Source organism: Undibacterium sp. RTI2.2 (genome assembly GCF_035018705.1).
Lineage (GTDB): Bacteria > Pseudomonadota > Gammaproteobacteria > Burkholderiales > Burkholderiaceae_D > Undibacterium.
On record NZ_JASJXN010000053.1, the window covers coordinates 1 to 23,575 of the forward strand.

At 44.0% G+C, this 23,575-nt stretch carries 18 protein-coding genes and 4 pseudogenes; 9 read left to right on the forward strand and 13 right to left on the reverse strand.

From position 1 onward, the window contains the following. Window positions 1-124: 124 nt before the first annotated feature. Window positions 125-304, reverse strand: coding sequence for a hypothetical protein (locus tag QN395_RS19130; protein WP_322121740.1), 180 nt, complete (start codon window positions 302-304; stop codon window positions 125-127). 561 nt (window positions 305-865) lie between these two features. Here QN395_RS19130 and QN395_RS21685 point away from each other — a divergent pair. The 6 genes and pseudogenes from QN395_RS21685 to tkt all read left to right on the forward strand — a co-directional run. Next, a pseudogene (locus QN395_RS21685) lies at window positions 866-1,024 on the forward strand (VIT1/CCC1 transporter family protein); the annotation flags it as partial. 260 nt (window positions 1,025-1,284) lie between these two features. After that, entirely contained in the window at window positions 1,285-2,259 is a 975-nt protein-coding gene (locus QN395_RS19140) for a cation diffusion facilitator family transporter (protein ID WP_323492687.1), read from the forward strand. Window positions 2,260-2,528: 269 nt separating this feature from the next. After that, window positions 2,529-2,747 (forward strand): heavy metal-associated domain-containing protein, encoded by a 219-nt coding sequence (locus QN395_RS19145; protein ID WP_322121741.1) that lies wholly within the window; start codon window positions 2,529-2,531, stop codon window positions 2,745-2,747. Between the two features lie 73 nt (window positions 2,748-2,820). Next, window positions 2,821-3,474, forward strand: coding sequence for a BON domain-containing protein (locus tag QN395_RS19150; protein ID WP_323492686.1), 654 nt, complete (start codon window positions 2,821-2,823; stop codon window positions 3,472-3,474). Window positions 3,475-3,790: 316 nt separating this feature from the next. After that, window positions 3,791-4,912, forward strand: a complete 1,122-nt coding sequence (gene tal, locus QN395_RS19155; protein ID WP_322121743.1) for a transaldolase — start codon at window positions 3,791-3,793, stop codon at window positions 4,910-4,912. Between the two features lie 84 nt (window positions 4,913-4,996). Further along, window positions 4,997-7,138: a transketolase gene (tkt, locus tag QN395_RS19160; RefSeq protein WP_322121744.1), complete on the forward strand. Its 2,142-nt coding sequence runs from the start codon at window positions 4,997-4,999 to the stop codon at window positions 7,136-7,138. A gap of 96 nt (window positions 7,139-7,234) precedes the next feature. On the opposite strand, the gene QN395_RS19165 is transcribed toward tkt, so the two are convergent. From QN395_RS19165 to QN395_RS19180, 4 genes are all read right to left on the reverse strand, one after another. Beyond that, window positions 7,235-7,501, reverse strand: a complete 267-nt coding sequence (locus QN395_RS19165) for a hypothetical protein (protein ID WP_322121745.1) — start codon at window positions 7,499-7,501, stop codon at window positions 7,235-7,237. Window positions 7,502-7,702: 201 nt separating this feature from the next. Further along, a complete protein-coding gene (locus tag QN395_RS19170) occupies window positions 7,703-9,439 on the reverse strand; it encodes a putative bifunctional diguanylate cyclase/phosphodiesterase (RefSeq protein WP_322121746.1) in 1,737 nt (578 codons plus the stop codon). Beyond that, the gene (locus QN395_RS19175; protein WP_323492685.1) at window positions 9,432-10,928 is read right to left on the reverse strand and encodes an ATPase domain-containing protein; all 1,497 of its coding nucleotides are present in this window, start codon (window positions 10,926-10,928) and stop codon (window positions 9,432-9,434) included. Before QN395_RS19175 ends, QN395_RS19170 begins: the two co-directional genes overlap by 8 nt. Before the next feature lie 43 nt (window positions 10,929-10,971). Further along, on the reverse strand, window positions 10,972-11,349 hold the full coding sequence (locus QN395_RS19180; protein WP_323492684.1) for a hypothetical protein: 378 nt from the start codon (window positions 11,347-11,349) through the stop codon (window positions 10,972-10,974). A gap of 450 nt (window positions 11,350-11,799) precedes the next feature. Between QN395_RS19180 and QN395_RS19185 the strand changes: the two genes are divergently transcribed. From QN395_RS19185 to QN395_RS19195, 3 genes are all read left to right on the forward strand, one after another. Beyond that, on the forward strand, window positions 11,800-13,026 hold the full coding sequence (locus tag QN395_RS19185) for a sorbosone dehydrogenase family protein (protein ID WP_323492688.1): 1,227 nt from the start codon (window positions 11,800-11,802) through the stop codon (window positions 13,024-13,026). Between the two features lie 278 nt (window positions 13,027-13,304). Beyond that, on the forward strand, window positions 13,305-13,484 hold the full coding sequence (locus tag QN395_RS19190; protein ID WP_323492683.1) for a hypothetical protein: 180 nt from the start codon (window positions 13,305-13,307) through the stop codon (window positions 13,482-13,484). A gap of 158 nt (window positions 13,485-13,642) precedes the next feature. Next, window positions 13,643-14,239: a chemotaxis protein CheB gene (locus tag QN395_RS19195; RefSeq protein ID WP_323492682.1), complete on the forward strand. Its 597-nt coding sequence runs from the start codon at window positions 13,643-13,645 to the stop codon at window positions 14,237-14,239. Here the strand turns inward: QN395_RS19195 and QN395_RS21690 are convergent. The 8 genes and pseudogenes from QN395_RS21690 to QN395_RS21700 all read right to left on the reverse strand — a co-directional run bounded on the left by QN395_RS21690 (window position 14,193) and on the right by QN395_RS21700 (window position 23,378). After that, the gene (locus tag QN395_RS21690) at window positions 14,193-15,002 is read right to left on the reverse strand and encodes an ATP-binding protein (RefSeq protein ID WP_416352068.1); all 810 of its coding nucleotides are present in this window, start codon (window positions 15,000-15,002) and stop codon (window positions 14,193-14,195) included. The two genes, QN395_RS19195 and QN395_RS21690, sit on opposite strands and share 47 nt — an antisense overlap. A gap of 156 nt (window positions 15,003-15,158) precedes the next feature. Continuing rightward, window positions 15,159-16,046, reverse strand: a pseudogene (locus tag QN395_RS21695) (sensor histidine kinase); the annotation flags it as partial. Beyond that, complete coding sequence (locus QN395_RS19205; protein WP_323492680.1) at window positions 16,043-16,267, reverse strand: hypothetical protein; 225 nt, start codon at window positions 16,265-16,267, stop codon at window positions 16,043-16,045. The pseudogene QN395_RS21695 and the gene QN395_RS19205, both read right to left, overlap by 4 nt. A 27-nt stretch (window positions 16,268-16,294) precedes the next feature. Next, window positions 16,295-19,084, reverse strand: a complete 2,790-nt coding sequence (locus tag QN395_RS19210; protein ID WP_323492679.1) for a chemotaxis protein CheB — start codon at window positions 19,082-19,084, stop codon at window positions 16,295-16,297. A gap of 501 nt (window positions 19,085-19,585) precedes the next feature. After that, window positions 19,586-21,131 (reverse strand): annotated as a pseudogene (locus QN395_RS19215) (IS3 family transposase). A gap of 160 nt (window positions 21,132-21,291) precedes the next feature. Beyond that, on the reverse strand, window positions 21,292-22,437 hold the full coding sequence (locus QN395_RS19220; RefSeq protein ID WP_322121752.1) for an AAA family ATPase: 1,146 nt from the start codon (window positions 22,435-22,437) through the stop codon (window positions 21,292-21,294). A gap of 316 nt (window positions 22,438-22,753) precedes the next feature. Next, a pseudogene (locus tag QN395_RS19225) lies at window positions 22,754-23,139 on the reverse strand (hypothetical protein). 68 nt (window positions 23,140-23,207) lie between these two features. Then, on the reverse strand, window positions 23,208-23,378 hold the full coding sequence (locus QN395_RS21700; protein ID WP_354335603.1) for an ATP-binding protein: 171 nt from the start codon (window positions 23,376-23,378) through the stop codon (window positions 23,208-23,210). Between the last annotated feature and the right edge of the window lie 197 nt (window positions 23,379-23,575).

Below are 23,575 nucleotides of genomic sequence, written 5' to 3' on the forward strand. Positions count from 1 at the left end.
TAAATTTATCCTGTTGCTATTGTCTCATTTGAGGTAAACACTCTGCTTGGCTTTTTATCGTGCAAAGATCTCTATCTATTAAATATCCGTAGGAATTAAAATCTTCAAGTGAGTTTTTCTCTATTTAGGTTTTGATGAAACCTAATGTCGGCAAATTGCCTCCCTCGCCGTCCCACTTAGAAATTTCGTCTTTCTCTAATTTTTTTTCAACTTGCTTTTGACGGGATAGATATTTTCCAACCACGGTTAATATTGTCAATGAGGCTATCGCAGAGGCGATAATTATTGTCTGTTTGTTCTTCATCAAATTCTCCAATTGCAGTTGGTTTTAGTAATTCGAGGCAACATGCGTCTTAGTCCAAGTTACCTACTTTTTACGGAGTTAGTTACTTGAATTACCTAAACTTTGGGTACCGAGCTACGCCAAGTACCTGTTGTGGGGGCGTAATCCTCGATTTGTAGCTTGCTTTCTTTGGCAGATCGTCCCGCCCAATCGGTACGAAAAGCACTCGGTTCTCCTATTGGATCTTTCCTTAGACCATATTGAACTTGATATTCCAAGGTCGTCTGTGCGGTAGTTCGCTTAACCGAAAAAATATTAAACCGATTAAATAGCGTGCTGAAGAGGCCGACACCAACTAAATAAATAGCTGTTAAATATATTTTTTAATGATACATAGTCGTATAAAGAGACCAATAAAAAGTACGAGAATATTGCATTTAATATTAACTTTCGCCAAGGAAGTGGCGACAAGAAGATGACCGAACAAAATATTTTTTGCATACTGTTTTCATTGCTATATAAGACATTTTTAGTAGCGAAAGATCATGAAAAAAATATCCTGAACAACATAAACTTGAACATATAAGTTGGCTGACAGCTGCTGTCCTCGGTGCGAACGAAGGCATCGTCTCCACCTCCAGTTTGATTTTAGGTGTTGCTGCTTCCAATGCGAGCCACACTAGTATTTTGGTTGCTGGCGTGGCGAGTCTGGTCGCGGGTGCAATGTCAATGGCAACCGGAAGAGCTGGTCTGTTGCCGGGATCTCAATCTGTTTTCTGGCGGTTCTTGGTGGACTTGCCGCTTATACTGGCGGTGCCAACGTTGTGAAAGGATCTGTACGAGTGATGGGTTGGAGCGCTTTAACAATGACTCTAACCTATGCTGTGGGCAACGTATTGGGAAGCGTTCAATAATTTAACGTAAAACTGTCATTGCAAATTGTGACCTGTAAATTACCAATGAGAGCCATCAAATCACAATCATTATGAACATGAGCTGATATGGTAACGAATGTATCTTCAAAGCAGGTCATCTACGCCGCATTGATCGGAAATATTTTAATTACTATTATCAAAACTGGCGCTGCTACTTGGACCGATAGTGCCGCTATGTGGAGTGAGGCTATTCATTCGTTTGTGGATACCGGCAATGAATTATTGCTGCTGTATGGCATGCGCCGCGCTGAACAACAGGCCGATATAGAGCACCCAATCGGCTACGGGCGCGAGCTCTATTTTTGGAGTTTTATTGTCGCTTTGCTGGTATTTGCTCTTGGTGCGGGCGTCTCAATTTATGAAGGTGTTTTGCATTTGATGAAGCCTCAGTCAATCACCGACCCCATCGTGAGTTATGTAGTCTTAGGACTAGCCTTTATGTTTGATGGTGCGTCTTGGTTGATCTCACTGAACCAGTTTAAAGCGTCCAAGGGTACACTCGGATATTACGACGCATTTCGTCGAAGCAAGGATCCCGCCTCTTTTATTGTTCTATTTGAAGACAGCGTGGCATTGATCGGGATTGTGACTGCTGTAATTTCCACTTATCTGGCAACTAGTTTAGGTCTACTGGCGTCTGATGGGATCGCTTCTATTTTGATAGGAACAATACTCGCAGGCACCGCAGGCTTGCTGGCACGGGAAAGTAAAAGTTTGTTGATCGGAGAACGTGCAGACCACCAACTAAGTGCTTCATTGCTGAGCATCGCTAATCAACTCTCGCCGTCAGTAACAACTAACGGCGTATTGACGGTACAACTTGCGCCGGATCAAATACTCGCTGCGATGAGTATCGAATTTGCAGATAATCTCAAAACATCACAGATTGAAACTCTGGTCGTCGATATTGAGCGCCTGATTCTTGTAATGCATCCCGAAGTCGTCACCTTTTTTGTCAAACCACAAACTGCTACTGCCTTTAAAGAGTCTTTGCAGCTACGTTTTGGGTTGCTTGATTCTTTGCCAGAAAAAACTAACTAGCAATATCGTCCATACCCTTAAGTTCAAATTAGGATGAGCAAATGTGCCATTCGCATCAGATGCAATTGCCCATTCGCTCTGATTCAATTCTGCTAATTTCCCCCTTTTTTTAATTACGTCACCTGGGTTAGGTAGCGCACAGACAAGCATTGTTTTCGCGCCTACCTTGTTTCCACCTGATGATAAAAAAACAAACCAAAATGAAATCTCCAGGCAGGACATTTACGATTTTTTAGACTGATTCTGATTTTTTACAATGGAGAATGTTAATGGAAATCATTATTTTTGATACTAAAGGGATGACCCGTGGTATTCGCCTAGGGCAAATATATCGCGCGCTTGAAGGGATCGATGGCGTAAGTAATACCGCACTTTCTTTACGTGACGGAAAAGCGATTTTGTCTACTGACCCTGCCTGCGTAACCGCATCACAAGTAGTAGAGGTTATTGAAAGACTCGGTTACCACGCCAACATTCATTTGTCCTAAGCAGTACACCGTACAGATTAGAGTTTTATAACAGCTCAAGCTGATCGTTCTTTTACCTGAATGAAAGTCAAAAATGAATACCGATACACAAATTCAAAAGGACGTTCTTGCTGAGTTGAAATGGGAACCGTCTGTCGATGCTTCTCATATCGGAGTTGAAGTTTCTGATGGAGTAGTCACACTCGCTGGCCAAGTCAGGACCATTACTGAAAAATGGGATGCAGAGCGAGCAGCGCAGCGCGTTCACGGTGTTAAGGCATTGGCGGTCGAAATCGATGTCAGACTTCCGGGGACTAACCAAAGGACAGATAGCGATATTGCACGTACTGCAAAATATACACTTGAATGGTTGACGTATGTACCAAACGACGCGGTTAGCGTCGTTGTTGAGAATGGCTTTATCACCTTAACTGGCGAAGTTGATTGGGAGTATCAGAGGAAAGCGGTGATTGGCGCAGTGCGTAATCTAATGGGAGTTACCGGATTGAGCGATCAAATTATGATTCAACCGAACGTCTCATTGAGTGCGATCAAATCAGATATTGAAGCGGCATTAGAGCGTCGTGCTCATACAGATGTAAAAAAAGTCTTCGTTACCGTTAATGGTAACGAAGTCACTTTGTCTGGAACCGTACATAGTTGGTTGGAACGTGATCTGGCTGTCAATTCAGTTTGGGGAACACAAGGCGTAAAAAATGTGGTTGATCAAACCACTATCCGTGAATAATTATTGTTAAGAGTGGCCTTATTGCTAAGTCGCGAGTATCTGTTTGTATCGTTTGGAGTCCCACCCCGTGGCTTATAGTTCCGTCATCGAAAATGTGGGAGTAGATACCTTAGTAATAATGAATAAACGATAGATTCACTCGTTTCTGCTTTTAATGCCGATATTGGACCAAAGTATTTAGTTAATTTCTCAAACCCTGAGATAGTAATTGAACGTATTGGGAACTTAATACGCCGAGATTTTTGGAGTGCGCCATAGTCCGAAAATATCCCACCCTTCCTGGCAATCTTCAGCAACTTTTTTCATATTGGCTACCATGAAACCTACAACACAACTGCATCAACTTGGACAAAGTCTCTGGCTCGACAATATCACACGTGATCTTTTGAGTAGTGGGATCCTAGCGCACTACTTGGCAGAGTTATCGATCACGGGATTGACTTCGAATCCAACTATTTTTGATCAGGCGATCAGGCATACCGCTGCTTATGATGCAGATATTCATCAAAAGTTGGAAGAGGGAAAGTCTACTGAAGCCATTTTTTTTGAATTGGCGATGAGTGATCTAAGACACGCAGCAACATTACTTCTTCCGATATTTAAGATCACTGACAGCGTGGATGGCTGGGTATCATTGGAGGTGTCTCCATTGTTAGCAAACGATACAGAGGGAACAATTGAAGAAGCTAGGCGTTTGTATAAAGCAGCAAATTGCCCTAATTTATTCATCAAAATTCCGGGCACCCCCGCAGGGCTGAAGGCGATCGAAGAATCGATTTTTGCTGGCATAGCAGTGAACGTGACATTACTATTCTCTGTAAAGCAATATCTTGCAGCAGCAGAAGCTTATCTTTGCGGTATTGAAAGACGAATCTCAGCCGGTCTTGACACGAAAGTGTTTTCGGTAGCGTCCGTTTTTGTCAGCCGCTGGGACACTGGGGTAAAGCAGGAAATCTCACCTCAATACCATAATCAGTTGGGCATTGTGATGGCGATGCTGATTTATAAAAACTATCAAATACTCATGACATCTGTGCGCTGGCAGAAAATCCTGCAATCAGGTGCTTGCCCACAACGGCTATTGTGGGCAAGCACAGGGACTAAAGATCTTACGGCACCAGATACCTTGTATGTCGATGCTTTAGTGGCTCCGGGAAGTATCGTTACCGTTCCTGAAAAAACCTTACTTGCCTTCGCAGATCATGGTAATCCGGAAAGCGTATTACCTATCGACGGCGGACTTGCCTCTGCAGTATTAGAAGAATTCAGACGGGAGGGCGTCGATGACGAAGCTCTGGCGGAGCGACTGCAAGTTGAAGGAGTTGCGTCATTCGTCAAGTCTTGGGAGGCTTTGCTTTCAATAATTAACGAAAAGGGACGAAAGCTTGCGAATGTTGAAATTTCGGAACAGTGGGAAAGTAGCAACTCCGGTGAATAAGCCTACTAAGCGTACTTTTGTGAGCGATCTCATTTTCCAAGCTGCGTCCGATAGCTCTTTAGGATTTCTTACCTGGAGTTTAAATTGAACGAGTCTGAGCAATTTTCTGAGCTGGAAATCGATGAGCGATGTATTAATACCTTACGTACTTTATCAATTGATGCAGTACAAAAAGCCCAGTCAGGTCACCCTGGCACACCAATGGGCGCAGCGCCAACTGCGTATTGTTTGTGGCAATATTTTTTACGGTATGATCCTGAAGACTCGCAATGGATTAATCGTGATCGTTTTGTCTTATCCGCTGGTCACGCCTGTGCTTTGCTATACAGCTTACTTCATCTGACAGGGATAAAAGCTCAGTCGTCAAGTTATCCACCCGGCGATCGGCTGGCAGTCACTCTGGAGGATTTAAAGAGTTTTCGACAAGCAGGAAGTCGCTGCACCGGACACCCTGAATACGGCTGGACTTCTGGAGTTGAAACTACTACAGGGCCGCTAGGGCAAGGGTTGGCAAGCAGTGTCGGCATGGCGATCTCAGAGCGCTGGTTAGCTGCGACCTACAATCGCCCTGGCTTTGATCTATTCAACCATCATATATATGCTTTATGTGGTGATGGCGACATGATGGAAGGCGTCAGCAGCGAGGCGGCATCGCTGGCGGGGCATCTGAAATTATCTAATCTGTGCTGGATTTATGATGACAACAACATCAGTATTGAAGGAGCGACCTCAATCACTTTTACGGAAAATGTTGCGGCTCGCTTCGTCGCTTATGGTTGGCAGGTACTCAAAGTCAAGAATGCTAATAATTTGACTGCCTTAACAAAGGCTTATCAGATCTTTGCAGATTCAGATAAACGAGAAGAGCATCAGCAACAAACGCATGACGAAAATGAGGACAGACCTACTCTCATCATTGTCGAAAGCCACATTGGCTACGGCGCACCACATAAGCAGGATACGCGCGAAGCCCATGGAGAGCCTTTAGGTGAAGATGAAGTCCGTCTGACAAAACTATTCTATGGATTTAAACCTGATTTACAATTTGATGTACCTGAAGGGGTGATTGATCATTTTAAAAAGCGATTCGCATCGCGTGGTGTATTAGCTCATGCGGCTTGGAACACGTTGATGTTGGCCTATCGCCAGGAATATCCTGCGTTAGCCTCAGAAATTGATCTCATGCAAGAGCGTAATCTGCCTGAAGGCTGGGAGACGGCCTTACCCATTTTTGATGCTGATGAAAAGGGTCTTGCTACGCGTGATTCATCAAGTGTTCTATTGAATGGGCTGGCACGCAAAATACCTTGGCTATTGGGTGGGGCTGCTGATCTGTCGCCGTCGACTAAAACTCAACTCAACTTACTGGCACCGAGTAATTTTCAAGCGATTGGTCAAGCACAGGAAGGCAATTATGCCGGACGTAATTTTCATTTTGGTGTGCGTGAGCATGCAATGTGTGCCATTGGGAATGGGATGAGTTTATACGGCTTGCGTCCGTTTACCTCTAGTTTTCTCATCTTTACTGACTATTGTCGCGCCGCACTTCGACTCAGCGCGATGATGGAGCTACCTTTAATTTATATCTGGACGCATGATTCGATTGGTATGGGAGAGGATGGCCCCACTCATCAACCGATAGAGCAACTCGCCTCGCTTCGCGCCATGCCAGGCATGGTGGTGTTGCGGCCAGCAGATGCGAATGAGGTGGTGGAAGCCTGGCGAGTAATAATGCAGCTAAAACAAACACCTGTTTGTTTGGTATTGACACGGCAAACGGTACCTACCTTGGATCGTTCTATCTATGCCAGCGCGAATGGTCTTGCTCAAGGCGCCTATATTTTGGCGGACGCTCCAGGTGGTCAAGTGGATGTACTGCTGATCGCAACAGGCAGCGAGGTAGGACTTTGTATTAAAGCATACGAACAGTTAAAGAGTGAGGGCATACATGCTCGCGTCATCAGCATGCCATCATGGGAACTATTTGAAAGCCAACCGCAATCCTACAAAGATAAAATACTGCCTCCGTCAATCAAAGCAAGACTCGTTGTAGAGGCGGCCTCAACATTTGGATGGGAGCGGTACGTCGGTTTGGACGGTAGTATTTTAGGCTTGCATACCTTTGGTATCTCTGCCCCGATGAAAGTGTTGTTAAGACAATTTGGACTTGAGACGGAGCATGTCGTCGCCTCTGCCAAAGTACAAATTATTTTAGATCGCAAATGAAAATTACGTCTTATCTTATCTTTTGAGGTGACGTAATCTGGTTTAACTTTGCACTATATTTTTTGTTTTAAGTACGCTGGTTAAATTGGTTGCCTGTTAACGATGCAGTTTGAAACTAGGTAATTTTTTTGCTAATTTTAATTTGTGCTTCACGTCAAATTTGACTACCTCCTCCACTCCCCGTTCTCCGTGCAAATCTGTATCAACTAATCCATTATTTAAATCGACAAAAGCCTGCTTCATTTTTTTATTTGGCTTGCTTGGATGCTGTTCGACACTCTCATCACGTTCATGAGGTAATTGTGGAATAAGTTTCTTGATGGTTAAGTCTTTCCCGTATTCGTTGCCATTTTTTTTAGTCATGATATTTTCCAAAATTAAAGTATCAAATTACTTAAATTTTTTACTGGTTTTTGTTAAAACAGCAGCTTTTAACAAACTTACAAACTCTAGTCTTTCATAACATCTCAAATCAGTTTCCAAATTACGCCAAGTATTATTTTTAATCCGTACGATAGCCAACATAGAGTAATACTTCTTCGCTGAACGTCGTTAGCCTACGTGTTACGGATCCGATAAGGGTAGGGTTGCGCCAGAACTCAATAACACACTAAGTTCATCTGCTAGCATAGGTCGAGCCAAATAAAATCCTTGTCCTTGCTCACATCTTTGAGAAAGTAGATAGTCGTGTTGTTCAGACGTTTCAATTCCCTCTGCAATAACGCACATCTTAAGGGATCTCCCCATATTAATTACAGCGCTTACTAGGGTTCCGTCGTCTGGATCGTTGGTAAGCTGTCGAATGAATGATTGGTCGATTTTAAGATTATTAAAAGGGAATCGTCTCAAGTAGCTAAGACTAGAGTAGCCGGTTCCGAAATCATCGAGTGCTAACTTGATTCCCAAATCAGAAAGCGCTTGCAATACGGAGTAGGCAGAATCAGCATTCTGTATTAATACACTCTCTGTAAGCTCAATTTCCAAATAGCGAGCTTCGACGTTAGTCTCACGCAGTACACACAGTATGTTTTTTAGGAAATCGTCTGCCCGTAACTCAAGGGCCGAAGTGTTTATCGAAATCACGATCGCAGGAAAACCTTCTTTTATCCAAAGTTGCGCCTGACGGCAAGCAGTGTGTAGAACCCATCGACCAATTTGTATTATCAAACCGCATTCTTCTGCGATCGATATGAACTGTCCCGGCAATAAAAAACCTCTTTCGGGATGTTGCCATCGAATAAGCGCCTCAACTCCAACTACGATACCAGTGTTTAAACACACTTTAGGTTGATAATGAAGAATAAATTCGTCTCGTTCTAACGCTCTACGCAAGCTAGTCTCAATCGATTGCCGTTCGATTGCTCTATCGTTCATTCCTTGTTCAAAAAATTTAAAATTATTACGCCCATATTGTTTTGCGTGGTACATCGCAATATCAGCGTTTTTTAAGAGTGTTCGAGTATCGTCCCCATCATCAGGATAAATACCAATACCAATACTTGCGCCAATAAAAATCTCATTTTGCTCAACCAAATGAGGTAATTCGAGTGACATCAAGATTTTTTTTGCACTTAGCGCTGCATATTCCGCATGCTCAATTGAAGGTAGAAGAACAATAAATTCGTCTCCTCCTTGGCGACTGATTGTGTCTGATTGACGTACACAATCTAGCAAGCGTTTTGCGACTGATTTAAGCAAGCCATCACCGGTTGCATGCCCTAAAGAATCATTAATATATTTAAAATGATCAAGATCTATAAACATCACTGCAAGTTGCTTTCCTTGACGATGTGCTAATTCGATCGCTTGAGTGAGTCTGTCTTGCAATAACATGCGATTTGGTAGATCAGTAAGGGCGTCGTGATGCGCTAAATGATTTAACTTTGCTTTAGTATTTTCTATTTTTTCAACCAATTTTTGTGATTCGATTGATGCTATCACCAAGTGGGCGTTTGCCTGCTGCAAGACTGTTAATTGGTTATCAGTTTCAAACGGATTTATGGATTCAATTAGTATTTTGTTTTCGCGCAGAATTGCTCCTACTTCCCTTATGTTCGCTACGTCCTCGCGTGCTTGTACTGTTCCTTCACGCTGCTGCGCCGCATCTTCACGTAAATGTGCAGTATTTTCTCTTGCCGAAGCCAATTTCTCGCGGCTTAAAACAATTGCCTCATCTTCTTGCAAGGCATGTTCTCGTACGATAATATCTTCCACGGGTACGCTAGTGAGTTTGATGATCGGAACTGTGGGCTCATTTTCGTGATTATCCTGAGCCGCATTTTCTGGTTCGTCCTTATTCATGATTATTCCAGATTCTTGAACCGTCATTGTTGATCGCTAACTGTGGGTGACCAGTAAGTATGCCTTCGTAGGCAGATAATGATTCTCCTAATAGGATGCCGTCGTCGGTAATGTCGAATAAACGAATTTCTTTACTATGATTACTTCCACGTACTTTTACAACGGAGATTGCACGCTTAAATTGACCTTCAAGTTCAATATATCTTTGCATGACGATAGCATCTGCTAAAAATGCGCTGCCAAAGGGACTAAAACGTAAATCGGCATATCGATCTTCTAATTCGGAGGTCATCAAAATGGTTACACCCATACCAGTCAGTTCTGCAATCATTCTATAAAGTGATCCTCTAAAGTCTTCTTGAAATTCCGGTGCCAAGGCTAATTCAAACCCGGACAAAGAATCGATCACAACACGCTTGGCTTGCAATTTTTTAATCATATCTATCAAGTCGTGGAGTGTCTGATCAATAGACAGATCGAGCGACCTTGTGTCGATAACACCTACTTTCATGTCTCTTACTAAAGAATTTAACTGACCACTTAATAGTTGGCTTGGACTTTTCTCGAATGCGGCAATTACCCCTTTCTCGCCATTTCGCACACCCTCAGCCAAAAATTCCGTAGCTAATATTGTTTTCCCCGAGCCCGAGGGTCCGACTACTAAAAGTGAATAGCCCATGGGTAGTCCACCACCCAGCATCACGTCCAAACCTTTGACTCCTACAGAAACTCGCTTATCTGTCACAGAGGAAGTTGTCGACAAACTCACTGTCTCGCCAGGATTAATGATGGCTCGTGGATAAATTTGGATTCCTAAATTACTTATGCGAAATGTATGTAAGCCGGGAGCGTGAGCATGACCACGCAACTTAATTACTTGGATTTTGCGTACGACGGAGTTCCGGTGCAAATTTTGGGATAACCAAATTATTCCGTCTGCAATAGTAAAAACTGGACTGGGCTCAGATCCGGGTACCACATATTCCCCTATCAAAAAGGTAGTTGCTTGCCAACTAGACATTTGTATTCCCAGCTTCTGTACAAACTGCTGTAAAGAGGATGTATGGCTGATATTTTCATTGTCGGAGTCGATGACTGACCTAAAGGAATCAACAAATATCAGACCCGGAGAATAATTTTTTACTTCTTTTTCGATGCGCTTCAGCACGCTGTTAAAACTTTCCTCCATCAGTTCGACCGATAAATTAATAAAGTGAATTGACTCTCTCACTTTCTCTAGATTAAAAAAAGGAAATTGCTGTTGGTATCGAAGCATTTTTATTGCTGGTTCTCCCGATGTCGTAAAGAACAACGCACGATTATCAGGACTAGCTAGTGAAAACATAATTTGGTGTGCAAGAGTGGTTTTCCCACTGCCTGGAGCACCCGCAATGAGATTGAATGAAAACTCAGGGATACCTCCGCCCAGCAAATTGTCGAGCCCTGGTACGCCAGTTTTTAATTGGCGAATATTTACTTTTTCATTCATTTTTTAGCCCTAGGTTAATGTCGCGCAAATTACTATTTACGTACTAAACTCGTAGTATCAGAACTGTTAAATGTTCACCTATTAATGAAGATAAAACGTCAGCCAGCGTCGTCAAAAGTACGATATTTGTTTCGTTTATTTGGGCATTGGTTCTGCCCTGAAAGCTTTTCTCAAGATCGTAGAATCGACTATTTTTGTGATCTTCCGTTAAAGGAACATCACAGGGAATCAATAGTGATTCAATCCTAGCCAGATAAATACTTCTTGCGTAAAGAGAGTCAAAACCCGTTTCGCCTATGACTTCAATAATATTAAATGCGATTTGCTCCCATAAAATTACAGTACCGGCTGAACCTTGCTCAGCAATGGAATCTGCCCTATTTTTAATCATTTGGTGCATCGCAGATATATTCGTTTCCATTTGGATCAATTCCGTAATTTAGCTGTAGGTTAATATTGTTGGATGTGTCCTAAGAAATTTGAATTTACGGTTCTACCTTTAAAGTTTTTCCATTAATTTGGGAACAAAAAGTGGTAGGACTCATTAAAAAGTTAGCAAGAGCAAAAAAAGGTACGCGTAAGAACTAAGTCGGTCTGTGCTCTATCGAACAGATAGAGTTGAAATTTAAAAATACTTTTATCCAATTACGCATCGAATTTTTGAATTTTCATATTTAGTAGTCAGAGTGTATGAAAAAATATAGGCATCAATGTGTGGTACTGCACAAATCGAATTGTTTAATTCTTTTATGCTCGATAAATATCTCTATATTGGGAAAAAATCATGCGCCATACAAAAATAGTGACTCCATTTTTTCTACTAATTAGTTTTTTTGGGGGTGAAAGCGTGTTGTCGCAAACAGTCAACGATATGGCACTAATGGGAAGTAACCCGACTTTACCGAAACCCCAAAAGCAACTAATACCCACGGTTAATATCGCACCCGCAATCGGGTGGCCATTAGGCATGAAACCTGTCGCGCCTCCAGGCTTTTCAGTTACTGCTTTCAGCGTCAATCTTGATCACCCACGGTGGCTTTATGTTCTTCCTAATGGTGATGTTCTAGTTGCAGAAACCAATGCACCTCCCAAGCCTGACGATAGCAAAGGTATCAAAGGCTTTGTGATGAAAAAAGTCATGAAAAAAGCCGGCGCTGGAGTGGCCAGTGCAAATCGAATTACATTATTAAGAGGTATTAATAAGGAAGGTGTCGCAGAAATAAAAACAGCATTCTTAGAAGGTTTAAATTCACCCTTCGGTATGGCATTAGTGGGCGAGGATTTGTATATCGCCGACACTGATGCTGTGTTACGTTTTCCGTATAAAGAAGGCGATACAAAAATTACCTCAAAGCCGGTGAAAATCGCTGATCTTCCTGCTGGAACAATTAACCATCACTGGACGAAAAATATTATTGCTAGCCGAGATGGTACTCGTTTATACGTGAGTGTTGGATCGAACAGTAATGTGGGTGAAAACGGCATAGAAGCAGAAACCAATCGCGCTGATATTTTGGAAATCACGATCAAAACAGGGGCAGTTCGAGTGTTCGCCTCTGGATTACGTAATCCAGTAGGGATGGCCTGGCAGCCAGAAAATGGCAGTTTGTGGACTGCTGTTAACGAGCGGGATGAATTGGGAGACGACCTGGTACCTGACTACATGACCTCTGTAAAAGACGGTGCATTTTATGGTTGGCCATACTGTTATTTTGGACAGAACATCGATACACGGGTGAATCCGCAACGACCTGACTTAGTGGAGAGTGCAATCAAGCCGGATTTTGCATTAGGTGCGCATACGGCATCTTTAGGTCTCACTTTTTATGATGCCAACTTATTTTCTCCTCATTATAAAAACGGAGCATTTATTGGACAACATGGATCTTGGAATAGGAAGTTACATAGTGGCTACAAAGTGATCTTTGTTCCGTTTATGAATGGTGAACCCACCGGTGCGGTTGAGGACTTCCTGACTGGCTTTCTAAGTAGAAATCATGAAGCGTATGGGCGACCTGTGGGCGTAGCGGTTGATAAAAAAGGGGCGTTACTTGTGGCTGATGATGTAGGTAATGTTATTTGGCGCATCAATAAATGATTCTGCCGTGTTTTAACAAAACAAAAAATAGTATGACTTCTGCCAAGCCATGTCGAAAACTATGCGCATTACAGAAATTACTAGCCTTTGGCAAAAAAGTGATTGTTCGGTTATCCATTAACTACATTGTATTTTCGCCGATTAGAAATTGCCGCCCTCTTATTGAAGGTCAAAATACGGGTCTAAAGTCAATATCAGGTCTAGGTCAATTTATCCCGCTTTTAGCAAAGGTAATATCGCTTTATTCACCGTGACGAGTAGCCCTTCTTCAACCTGTATTGCATGCAGAAAAATATTTATGTGCGAATGCTAGCATTGGGATAAGCCTCTATCCTAATGATGGACCAGATGCAGATACGCTCATTAAAAATCCAGACACTACGATGTATTTTGCTAAAACCGGGATCAAGAATACTGACGAATTTTTTCGCAGCAATATGGACACTCAAGTAATTTAGACAGAGCCTTGAATGGGAAGAATTTTGTGAATTTGGGTAGGTATATTTGGACGATATAACAATTTTTAAAAAGATTTTATGAAACTGTCTTTCGCGAGCTAAAGATTTTTCTCTTGACTAACTAAAAATATTTTTCAACCAATATAAGAAGGAATACTTTGATAAGCAACTTTCCCATTGTCTGTATAGGCGGTTCTGCAGGAGGTCTGGATGCCTATATCCGACTACTAAAAAACCTTCCGCCTGACATGGGTGTTGCTATCGTGATCGTGAATCACATGCGAAGCATGCCAACTCAGCTTCACGAAATTCTTCCCAACTTCACCAAAATGCCAGTTAATCTAATTAGTGAAGGCTTACTTGTAGAGAAAAATCATGTTTATGTAATACCGGAAAATAAAGATCTTCATGTAAAAAACGAACAGTTTCACCTAGAGGTAATTTCGAAACCTCGAGGGTGGCCAGACGTCATCACAGTTTTTTTGCGTTCGCTCACACAATATTGGAATGGAAAACTCATCGCAGTAATCGTTTCTGGCTTTGATGGCGATGGCGCTGCAGCACTATGTGGCATTCAGCAAGTAGGTGGTATTACTATCGCCCAGAAATTAGATACCGCTGCGCAACCCGATATGCCTGACGCAGCGATTAGCAGTGGCTGTATCAATTTTGTCTTGTCCCCCGAAGACATAGCAGTTCAAATAATAACTATAGCTCAGGCTGCACTTCAAGATAAACATCAATCGTTTCCATAAATTCCTTTATCTTAATTGGCTTGGTGAGATACTGAAGGAATCCTGCTTTTAAACCAGTTTCAATGTCATTGCGCATTGCGTTGGCGCTAAGCGCGATAATAGGAATATGAGCAGTAGCTGGATTTTTTCTCAAGATATGGAGTACGTCCTTTCCGTTCATGTCAGGTAAGTCGATATCCATCAGAATAATATCGGGGACTATTTGAGTCGCTATTTCGATTCCTTTTAGTCCGTTTGGGGCGCTCACTAGAATAATAGCTGGGCGTCGCGCGACAATCGCTTCGATGAGTTTAAGGTTCGCCAAATTGTCTTCCACGTACAGCAAAGTGCACAACTTGCTTGGGATCACGCATTCATCCGATGTGACAGAATTTGCTTTAAGTTTTTCTGAATTGGGCATTGGCAACATAGTTTCCACCGTACTGTGCGACTGCAACGAGATGTCCAATTCTACCCAGAAGGAACTGCCTTTACCAGGTACGCTTTCGACCCCGATCGTTCCTCCCATCAATTCAATCAGTCGTTTACAGACTATCAGTCCGATACCTGTTCCCCCTTCATTGCCTGCCTCTTGACCAAGTCGATTAAACGGCTGAAAGAGTTGGTTGAGTTTCGCGGGCGTTAATCCTCCCCCCGTATCATTTACATTAATACGAAGGCGTCCAGCAGTGATTGCAGAACAAATTATTGCTACCTCTCCGCCTGGCTGATTATATTTAATCGCATTCGAGAGCAAATTGATGAGAATTTGTTTGATGCGCACGGGATCTGCCAATATAAAATCTCGGCTATTTTCAGCAGGTACGACTATCTTGATTCCGCGTTGTTGCGCTAGCGGCAGCACCATTGCCTCGCACTCAGTAATGAGTTCCGTTACAGATACTAGCTCAATGGACAAAGTTATCTTCCCGGAGTCGATTACTGCAAGATCGAGGATTTCATTGATTAATTCAAGCAAGTGCCACCCTGCTTTTGAGACTTGATCAATACTTTGCGATTGTTCTGACGTTGGAGGTGGCAATCCTGAGGCCAATAGTTGACTGAAGCCAAGGATGGCATGCAGGGGTGTCCTTAGCTCATGACTCATGCTAGACAAAAAATCAGATTTTGCCTGATTGGCTTTATCTGCGACTATCCGGATGCGATCGAGCTCCCGATTTCTCTCTTCAAGATCTTGCTGTAACTGAGCATTTCTAGTTTCTGCCTGTTTACGTTCTGTGACGTCGGAAAGCACCGCACGCAATTCACTCCCGCCTTCAATATCTCGACCGAGCGTGGTAGTGATATGCCCCCAAAATGGCACGCCATTTTCATTGACCATTCTTAAATCAAAAGATTGAGACTCTCCACTTACAATCAGCTGTTTATGATGTAAGTAATAAATATCCTGATCATCTTTCAATATTAGTCGTGATATCGGTTGATTGATTAGTTTCCCACGCGTCATACTAAATAGGCTGGCAGCAGTCAGATTGGTTTCCTTGATCAATCCAAGTTCACTTATTGTGCAATATCCGACGGGTGCAAGATCATATAAATCAAAATAACGATCTCTAGCCAGAGCCAGTGCCAATTGTGCCTCACGTAGTTCCTCGTTCTGCATTTCAAGCTCAACTTGATGCACTCGGAGTTCATGCAGCAAATGCTGCCCGTTATTAATTTCTTCGAGCCGAGATACCGGATTTAGCCTAATGTGGGCTTCGGCTCGTTCCCTTTGTGAAAGAATGCTATGGTCATTTTCTCCCTCGTCTGAAGGCATTTCTGCCGGCCTGTCGGAACATTGACTATCCTTTTCATGTGAGCTCATGGGAGCATCTTCCCGACAATTCGTTCGGTAGTCGCAATAGCATATATTTCACCATTTTCTTTTATTAAAGCAGTGGACGTAATAGAGACTTCAACTATCTCATCTAGTTTAGTGCGTCTTTGAGTAAGATACGGCTCCAAAATCTCCGCTTGACTGAGTTCTTGCACCTTAGTAAGCGCTTCGGCACGCAAGTTCTCTGGAATACGTTCGGCTGTATTCATCAATAGCGCCTCTTCCTCGGTCCATCCTTACATCCTCACTGCACCCTGATTCCAGGCTAGTATGCGGCCATTCAAGTCTTGCATGGTAATTGCGTCGTAGGCATCACGTACTACCACCGCTAGACGGAGCAACTCAGTGGCTTTGTGAAGCGCATCGCGTGTTTGCACGATTTCCGTAATATCGACAAAAGAGACTACAGCTCCTTCGATCACATTATCGAGTGTGCGGTAAGGTTGTATCCGCATGTTGTACCAGCGCCCCATGGTAGTTTGTACGGTAATCTCTTTAACAGCAAGCGTATCAAGTACAGTTTGCGTATCCGATACCAAGCCGTCATAGCCCACCAAATTCGAGACAATATGCGCGACCGGGCGCCCTATATCCGAAGGTATCAAGTTAATGATGGTGCTGGCTGCTGGAGTAAATCGCAAGATGTGTAATTTAAAATCTACAAACACCGTACCAATACCAGTACCAGCCATAAGATTGTTCATATCATTATTTGCACGAGACAAACTCAGAATTTTGGTCTGTAACTCATGATTGACCGTAGCCAATTCTTCATTCACAGATTGTAACTCTTCCTTTGAGGTTTCCAATTCCTCATTCGTACTTTGAAGTTCTTCATTCACAGATTGCATCTCTTCATTTGAAGACTTTAACTCTTCATTGGAACTCTCGAGTTCTTCGCGAGTACTCTGCAAATATTCGTCCTTAGCTCGCAATTCTTGTTTGAGCAAAGTGATGCGTGATTCTGTATCCACATCCAAATTGATTTTTTCATCTATGGGGGAATCATCGACTGGCAAGGAACGCTCTGAGGAATCGGCTGTCACATCTTCAAGAATAACCAAGTATAAATATGCCTCTGCTGTCGTCGCTGAGCCAGTCGATACCGGGCAAACGATTAAATTAACCAACGTATAGTGGCCGTTAGTTTTTACCAGTAAGCCAGAACAGCGCGCCGTTTCTTTAGTGACAGTGGCTTTTTGCAGTGATAACGTTAAATCACTCCGTAAGCCATCACGTGCCATTTTCAAAATATTATTGGTACCAACTTCACCTGGTGTTGGTTCCAGATATTTTCCGGTGCGGCCATGTAAATAGAGTATGTCACCATGCCAGTTGACAAGTGCGCATACGGGCGCAAGCTGCTGCAAGAGCGCCTGCTCCGTCAGCTCTCGCAATTGTAATTTTGCTGGAAATTCCATTTTCTTTATTCCTGCAATTTGAGTTTGGTTAGCATACGCAGTGGGTGAAATAGTTCGCAGCAAGTTCCAATTATGTCCCTCAAGTCGATCATCCTTGCGCTGAAACAACTTTGCTTTGCGATCTAATATTTTGAACAATTCGATAAAATCACCTATACCCTCGGAAGTGCCTAATAAGAGAATCCCATTTTTCTTTAAAGCATAATGGAATAAGGGAATCAATTTTTTTTGCAAAGGCATTCCTAGGTAAATCAGCAGGTTACGGCAACTTATTAAATCCAGTCGGGAAAAGGGAGGGTCTTTAATTAAATCCTGTTCAGAAAACACTAGCATGTCTCGGATACTTTTATGAATGCGGAAGTAGTTACCATCGGGCTCGAGCGAAAAATAGTGTGCCAGCCTTTCTGGGCTAATGTCTGCAGCGATACTAATCGGATACAAACCTGCACGAGCGATAGCGATTGCGCGGCTGTCGATATCGGTTGCAAAAACTTGCACACTATAATTTTGCTTCAGTTTTTCTATTCGCTCTTGAAGCAAAATGGCGATCGAATATGCTTCCTCACCGGTAGAGCACCCCGTTGACCAAACTCTTATAACGGCACCAGGGGGTTTATCGGCAAATAGTCGCGGAATGATTTCATGCTCTAGAACTTCAAATACTTCAGGGTCGCGGAAAAAATTAGTTACACCTATGAGCAGATCACGAAACAAGGCCACCGCCTCAGGCGGCGTTTTTTGCAGATACTTAACATAACTGTCGATGTCGTTGATCTGATGAACGGCCATTCGGCGCTTAATACGGCGATTGATGGTACTTGGTTTATAGTTGGAAAAATCGTGGTTGGTCTGTGAGCGCAAAAGAATGAAAATCTTCTTTAAAGCGCTTTCTGTATGGGGTGAATCTACCGCAGGATGCCGATGAAGCTTTCCATAGGCATGTTTGACATAGGTGATAAGCTGTGCAGCCATCTCCGCAGACGGTAAAATATAATCAGCCAACCCGGTCGCAATTACACTTCGCGGCATGCCATCAAATTCGCTGGACTCGGGTGTTTGTGACATTAGCATTCCTCCCTCACCTTTGATGGCTCGCGCACCTAAAGTGCCATCACTTCCAGTGCCGGACAATACAATTCCAATCGCGTTCTCACGCTGATCGTTAGCCAGAGAGCGGAAGAAAAAATCAATCGGTAGTCTTTGTCCGCGTGGCGCCGACGGTTCTAGCAAATGCAATACACCGTTTAGAAACGCCATATCGAAATTTGGTGGAATGACATAGACACAGTTTTGGCGAACTTCCATGCCGTCTTCCGCTTCGAACACTTCGAAATGCGTGCAACGCCGTATTAGGTCGGTCAACAAACTTTTATGGTCAGGAGCCAAATGTTGTACCAGGACAAATGCCATCGAAGGTTCCGCATCTGCCGGAAAGCCAGAAAAGAACTGTTCGAAGGAATCTAATCCGCCTGCAGAGGCTCCGATACCAACGATAGGAAAGGCTATATTTGGTGCGGTTGATGTCAAACTAGAGGGCATCTCAGATAGAGCCATCACCTCACTAGTTTCAGTTAAAGGGTCTTTGATAATTTTTTTTGCGGGCACGAGCATCTCCACAACGCCGGGGAGCGTAATCGCTGAGTATAGAGCTTTTAGTTCTTTTTTAATATTTTTTTTAAAGCTCCGCAAAATTTATGATGTTCACACGACACTGTTCTTTTTGTAAACGCACATCCACTGGCTTGATACAAAACAAGTCGAATTCTTCTCGCCGGGAGAGACTGCTTCCCTTCGATAAAGTAACCTTGGGCTACTCAGGTCTAACTTCTTTTTAAAAAAAAGATCCTACGGTGTAAGAGGAACTATAGATTTTTTAATTTTTAAATTTGACGATAAAGACCAATACGCAATACATCGGCACGCTATTCAATCCATCCAAAGTTAGTTAGCCAGCTTTCGAATAACACAGAGCAATCAGGCCGCGAAAACCATTACTGCAATCGACCTAACGTCATTGCGTTCCTAAAAAAATGTTGTCGGTAACGCTGCGCGAGGTGATTCAAACGAAGGATCATGGCGGGGGTGCGGATAAAAACTTGGACTGATTTATGTCGTTAAGCCGAGACTCTCGCGATATTCTAGTGGACTGCGAGAGCCAAGGGAAATTTTAATCCGTTTTTCGTTGTACCAACGAATGTATGAGTCAAGTGCCTGAATAAACTGCTCAATGGTAGTCGCTTGCCATTCCCTAAGATAGAACATTTCTGTTTTCAGCCGCCCGAAGAATCCTTCGCATGCCGCATTATCAGGCGAGCACGCTTTGCGCGACATCGAACGAATCAACTTTGTATCACTGATCCTCGATAGCCACCCAGGCCAGCGATAATGAGCCCCACGATCAGAGTGAACGATGGGCCGGTCGTTGCTATTGACCACCGTCTCGATGGCGGCATCCAACATCGTGTTGACAAGCTTTGCGTCTGGACTCATGCCGATTGACCAACTGATGACCATGCCATCGAAGCAATCAATCATCGGCGATAGATATACCTTGCCGGCCGGGATATGAAATTCCGTGATGTCGGTGAGCCACTTCTCATTGGGGACTGCGGCACGGAAATCGCGATTGATTACATTCTCTGGTGCAGGGCAGATTTCGCCTAGGTAGGAACTATAACGGCGTCGCTTGACCTTGGCGACGATCAAGCGTTCTTGCTTCATCAAACGCTGCACGACCTTTTCCGAGAGGAAGACCTGCTGCTTGCCCAGTGATGCCTGTATCCGACGATAGCCGTAGCAACGGTGATTGAGTTCAAAGATCTCAGTGATGGTGCTACGCACACCACCATATTTGTCAGCAAGCTGCAATCGGGCCCGATGATAAAAGTAGGAGCTGCGTGCCAGACCCAGCTTAGTAAGAAGTTCTGGCAGTGCATAAGTCTCTCTCAGGGCATCAACTAACATCGTCTTCTCCTGATTGCGCAGAAGGTGCAGGTCGATGCCCTGGCTTTTTTTTATTATTTCGTTGGCCTTCTTTAAGAGATCATGTTCTAGCTGCAGATGTCGGATGTCAGATGTCGCGTCGAAGCGATTCGATTTGTCGCTCCAGTTCCGCACGTTCAGGTTCTGGCGGTGAGTCTTTATAGCATTTCATGGATGCTAGGGCCTCACGGCTAAGTAGTTGATTTGTCCATTTATATAGCGTCGTCCTGTCTACGTCCAGCTTTTGTGCAACTACTTGCGCGCTTTCTTGTCGTGTGCAAAGTTCAATGACCGCTGCCTGCTTGAACTCTTGGGGATGTAATAGTCCCGAGACTTTGCCAACAATCCGCTTCTCTGTTTCGGGGTGTAGTTCATTGATCCAGTCGCTCAGTGTCTTTCGCCCGGGATAACCCAATGCCTTGACCGTGGCAGCAATGCAGCGACCGTGATTAAAGTAATGTTCAACAACCTCTTTCTTCTGCTGCTCAGAATACGTCGGTTTCCTGCGCGCATAGCTTTCCGGCAAATCACAACATTCTTCGAATTCCCGATGCCAGCTCTTGAGAGCATTCTTTGTCGGGTAACCCAGCTGCAAGATGGTCGGCGCAGTGCGCTTCCCAAATTTGATGTAGAGCTTTACTGCTCTAATACGATCTTCGTATGAATACATGAACTACCTCCAAGTAGTCCAAGTTTTTATCCGCACCCCCGGCTGGTCAATATTGAGTGCGCGCCAACACCTAATACGTGACACCGTGTTTCCCTACCAGAGGCAATTTCGTCTGCAATTCTACAAGTCGCCGTCTCGGTTCAGCAAGTTGACAATAGCCTCATTCAACTGTTACGGCAGGAAATTCCTCTTTAAGCCAAACCACGTGCTGTGAATCCTCGATCGCATACACACCTCTTGCACTGTTCCACACCAAAGTTTTCTTTCGAAGTGCTTCCAGTGCGTACTGGATGGAGGAGTCGTCAACAACAACTTCCGAAGTTGAAAAATTTTTGCACAAGGCGTTATATTTTTGTACGGTGGCTGGCCGAAACGGAGCATAGTCTGCGCCAGTTGTAGCCATCACTACCAAAACAGACGCCTGCAAAGGTGGAAGGCTATTCACCTGGCGCATAAAATTCTGTTTGCTATCCAAGTTAATTGCCGAAAATATAGACCTGAATTCAGAGTCAACATTCCAGTCAGTGACGTTAAACCGAAATGCTAAATCGTCAAGGGCCTTATGCAAGGTTTCGGGTTTGTGGCCAGATGCAATGAATTCCGACTCAACGGTCGCGAGGGACGGCGCAACCAACCCGCCGTACTGTGATAGCTCCCACTCTACGAAGTCTTTCCCTAGGGGCTCCAGATCAAACAGGACAGCATTGAGGAAGGCCTGGTCTTTCCCATTAACTAGCATACTGAGCTTATCTCGGTTCGATCCTGTCGCGATCAACCGAAATCCATTATGAGCAGAACCATTTAGTTGGTCGCGTGCTGCTTTTAGGGCATACAATGCGTTGGCACCGGCCTCCGTTGTGATAGCGTGCTGCGCCTCGTCAATCACTAAAACAATTACCGCTTGAGTAGCATCACTTAACTCTGCAAGTGCCTTTGCCAGTGTTTTTCCTGTGCCAATGCCGACCTTAGCGATATCAACTGAGACTCCACCGACATTGATTTTTTCCAAGCCGCCCTTGCGCGCCCATTGGAGTAGCACGCCCTCGCGCTTTTGTAGGTGTTCCCGAACAGCTTCGGCAATTAAGTCGCCTGGATCGCGGCTTCGATCGCTCCACAAGTCCACGTAAATGACCTCAGCCTTAAGCCCCCTCAGCGACGGAATGATATCCTCAATAATGAAAGTGCTTTTGCCAGTGCGCCGAGGCGCTGAAATGAACACACCAGACCGTCCATTGGCAGACAAGGTTCTTTGGACAATTTGCCGGGCTAACTCTGGCCGGTGAAAAATAGGAATTTCAGTTGTCATGATATAAACGCTTGAACTGTATTACAAAGAATTATAGTTCATTATAGTCTACCCACTAGATTTTGCTATAGGAAATTATAGTTTTTTATAGTCTATTATAGTAATTAACATTTAATTAATGTCGCAACGCGCTTATTGCGGTTTTGTCGCGTTAAGCGAGATGCTCATATCACTACATACGGTGGTATTGTCAACTTGCTGAACCGAGACGGCGACTTGTAGAATTGCAGACGAAATTGCCTCTGGTAGGGAAACACGGTGTCACGTATTAGGCTTTTTTTGCTACGTCGGTGAGCTCATCCCATATACAATATGCCTACGTGCGGACATGCCTGTACTGCTCCGCTGTCAAGCTGTTGCGCCGGCACCGAAAGGCATTGTTGATCGGGTTCTGCGCCGACAAAAAGCGCTGAGCTTGGCCGGATGACTTGGAGCGGCGCGTCTGTCGCTTTCGTTACCGCGTCGGTTGATGCGAGAGTTCGGCCCGGTTGTTTAGGCCCTTGTGCTAGCGATACTCGACACCCGGCATGATTGGCGTCTTCGCCACAGGCGAATCGTCTCGTACGTGACGATGATGCCAAGGCTGGCCATAAGCTCTTGTATGTCGCGAAAACTCCGCGCAAACCAGAAGTAGAGCCACACGACATGACTAATGATTTCTGCCGGATAGCGGAAGCCGCGGTAGCGTAGGGATTTTTCCATCACGCTACTTTACAAAATTTTCCCGCAGCCCGTAAGTTGACACTACCTTATTTAGTATCTCTAACTTTTTACCTTAACGACGCGCCGGACTGCTTGTGGTTGTGGGAACTACATACCAAACGGTCGAGAACCGCGTCTGCAATTGTCTTGTTATCGAAAGCGTCGTTCCATTTCTCAGTTGGACATTGGCTGGAAAATATTGTTGATTTCACGCCCACTCGCGCGTCAATGAGTTCCACGACATCTTCTTCCGCCCGTCCAACGCACTCAACCGGCTAGTGATGCTTAGCCTTGTATTGCGATACGGTAGATTTTCGCTATAGGGGAGCACTTAATCCAACATGGTAGGAAACCATTGATTGTCAAACAGCGTGCAATACTTACCAGATTAGGGGTGGAAACAGCGTCCAAAAGTTTCCACCCTAGTGTGTCACCA

Coding starts and splice junctions, on each gene's coding strand:
- QN395_RS19130 (WP_322121740.1), bottom strand. CDS start 304: ATGAAGAACAAACAGACAATAATTATCGCCTCTGCGATAGCCTCATTG.
- QN395_RS19140 (WP_323492687.1), top strand. CDS start 1,285: ATGGTAACGAATGTATCTTCAAAGCAGGTCATCTACGCCGCATTGATC.
- QN395_RS19145 (WP_322121741.1), top strand. CDS start 2,529: ATGGAAATCATTATTTTTGATACTAAAGGGATGACCCGTGGTATTCGC.
- QN395_RS19150 (WP_323492686.1), top strand. CDS start 2,821: ATGAATACCGATACACAAATTCAAAAGGACGTTCTTGCTGAGTTGAAA.
- tal (WP_322121743.1), top strand. CDS start 3,791: ATGAAACCTACAACACAACTGCATCAACTTGGACAAAGTCTCTGGCTC.
- QN395_RS19165 (WP_322121745.1), bottom strand. CDS start 7,501: ATGACTAAAAAAAATGGCAACGAATACGGGAAAGACTTAACCATCAAG.
- QN395_RS19170 (WP_322121746.1), bottom strand. CDS start 9,439: ATGAATAAGGACGAACCAGAAAATGCGGCTCAGGATAATCACGAAAAT.
- QN395_RS19175 (WP_323492685.1), bottom strand. CDS start 10,928: ATGAATGAAAAAGTAAATATTCGCCAATTAAAAACTGGCGTACCAGGG.
- QN395_RS19180 (WP_323492684.1), bottom strand. CDS start 11,349: ATGGAAACGAATATATCTGCGATGCACCAAATGATTAAAAATAGGGCA.
- QN395_RS19185 (WP_323492688.1), top strand. CDS start 11,800: ATGGCACTAATGGGAAGTAACCCGACTTTACCGAAACCCCAAAAGCAA.
- QN395_RS19205 (WP_323492680.1), bottom strand. CDS start 16,267: ATGAATACAGCCGAACGTATTCCAGAGAACTTGCGTGCCGAAGCGCTT.
- QN395_RS19220 (WP_322121752.1), bottom strand. CDS start 22,437: ATGACAACTGAAATTCCTATTTTTCACCGGCCAGAGTTAGCCCGGCAA.